The organism is Luteimonas sp. A501 (assembly GCF_054052085.1).
The window spans coordinates 1-2249 of sequence record NZ_JBSVRI010000026.1; the positions used below are offsets into that span (position 1 = coordinate 1).

Consider the following 2249-nt stretch of genomic DNA (forward strand, 5'->3'; position numbering starts at 1 on the left):
AGCCTAAGCGCGGTATCGGCTTCGTCGTCCGGCAGCGCCGGACTGCCTTCCGCCCATTGGCAGAACGCGGTAGCGGTGTGAGAGAAGACATTAAGTTGCTGCATTGGTCGTGTGCCGCCTAACACCGGAATTAAGCCGTGCCGCGAAGCGGCATCGGCTTGAATGAATTGTTAGGCACCAGAAATTGCCAGACTAAGTGCGACAAATCCAGCGCCCCGAAAAGGAGAGGTGAGCTGGCAGACTGGAAGGGACTCTTATCCGGCAAGAAAGGAGCCCCGACCGTGAAGTACTGCCAGCTCACCAGAGACGAACGATACCTGATCTCCAAGCTCCGCAAGACCAGGCACAGCGTGGCCGAGATCGCCCAGATCCTGGGCCGGCACAGGAGCACGATCTACCGCGAGATCAAGCGCAACCTGACGCCCTGTCCCAAGGGCGGACACTACTGCTACAGCAAGGCCCAGGAGCGTCGGAACGGGCGGCTCCGACGAAGCCGCCGCGGCCCGCACCATGCGCCGTTGCAGTACGCCCGTGTCGAGGCGCTGCTGATGCAGCAATGGAGTCCCGAGCAGATCGCTGGCGTACTTCGGCAGGACGAGTTTGCGATCAGCTTCCAGTCCATCTACCGACACGTGCGGCGCGACTGGCGTGCGGGCGGCACGCTGTATCTGGAGCTGCGTCGCCGCTACAAGCGCCGCAAGCGGCACTACGGACTGGAGCGTCGCGGAAGGCTGCAGGGCAAGCGCATGATCGAGGAGCGGCCTGTCGAGATCGAAGCGCGGCTTGAGGTTGGCCACTGGGAAATCGACACGGTCATGGGGGCATCCTGGGAGAAGCCCTGCATCGTGACCCTGGTCGAGCGCGCCACCGGCTACCTGATGATCGGCAAGCTACCAAACCGCACGACCAAGGCGTTGAACCGCCGTGTCATCGAGATGATCAAGGCTGCGCCGCTGCCCTGCCTCACGATCACCTCGGACAACGGTACCGAGTTCCATGGCTATGCCGAGATCGAGATCGCTACGGGTGCGACGGTTTACTTCGCGCGCCCCCATCACCCCTGGCAGCGTGGCACCAATGAGAACACCAACGGACTCATTCGCCAGTACCTGCCAAAGGGAAAGAGCATGGCGAAGCTGACCCAGAAGCAGTGCGATGCGATCGCACACAAACTCAATACCAGACCGAGGAAGCGCTACGACTATGAGACGCCCGAACAGCGAATCCGCGCTTGATCAGAACTGTCGCACTTGGTGGTTGAATTCACCCACCAAGCCGCGATGCCCGTATTACCTGGAGCGTAACGCAATTATGGCCAACAGCAAGGCGGCAAGCAGGACAACAGTGGGCAGGTGCCGCGTGACTGCCAGCAAAGACTCGACGCCAGCGAGCCAATCCTCAGACCATACTCCGCCAATGCTCTCGTAGTACGTCCTCGCTGCGCGAGCAGAAGGTCGAAGTGCGGTGTAGACAAATGCTACTAACGCGAGAGATATCACGGACGCGATGCGTAGGCGGCGACTCGCCGGCCGCGCGATTGCTGCAATTGCTAAAGCAGCTACTGGAGCGAGAATAAAAGCATCCGTTGCGCCTAATGCTGACATATGGTGCCTAACGCCAGAATTAAGCCGTGCCGCGAAGCGGCATCGGCTTGAATGAATTGTTAGGCGCTTGGCCCGACTGTGTCACCTCAATGCCGAGCGACATTGGCGGCATGATATGGCGAAACAGCAGTTGGCCCAGCGGCCCGATCAGCAGTACTTCGCTGAGCGCTCCTTCCCCGAGCGGATCCGACTCCACAACTTGAACCACGGGAAACGGCAGCAGTCCAGCCGCGTCGGCTAGGGGACTCATAGAATAAGTCTTGCCGTCTCTGACCCATTGCAGTGCTCCCGGAGCGCACTTCTCCAAAGAGAGGCCAAGCGAAGGATACTTGTCCGGGTCAAGGTGCACCTCACACGGAGCCAGCATGACCAAGCTTCCGTCGGAAAGCTCGAGTACGGCCGCGCTCGTGGCGAGTGGCGTCGTATTTCTGTCAATCCAGGCGGAATGCACCGGCTCGCACATGGGAGTCAGTACTTGCCGTACTACCGTGTTGACGAGCGACGAAGTGTCCATAAGCGCCTAACGCCAGAATTAAGCCGTGCCGCGAAGCGGCATCGGCTTGAATGAATTGTTAGGCGCCAATCTGAGTGAAGTCAGCGCCGGTGTCGTATCTTAGCGTCAGCTCTTTGCCGCTACTGAACAAG

1 protein-coding gene is annotated in these 2249 nt (G+C 59.9%); it reads left to right on the forward strand.

From position 1 onward, the window contains the following. The first annotated feature begins 281 nt into the window (after nucleotides 1-281). Complete coding sequence (locus ACW7G5_RS14735) at nucleotides 282-1235, forward strand: IS30 family transposase (protein ID WP_457005763.1); 954 nt, start codon at nucleotides 282-284, stop codon at nucleotides 1233-1235. Nucleotides 1236-2249: the final 1014 nt, after the last annotated feature.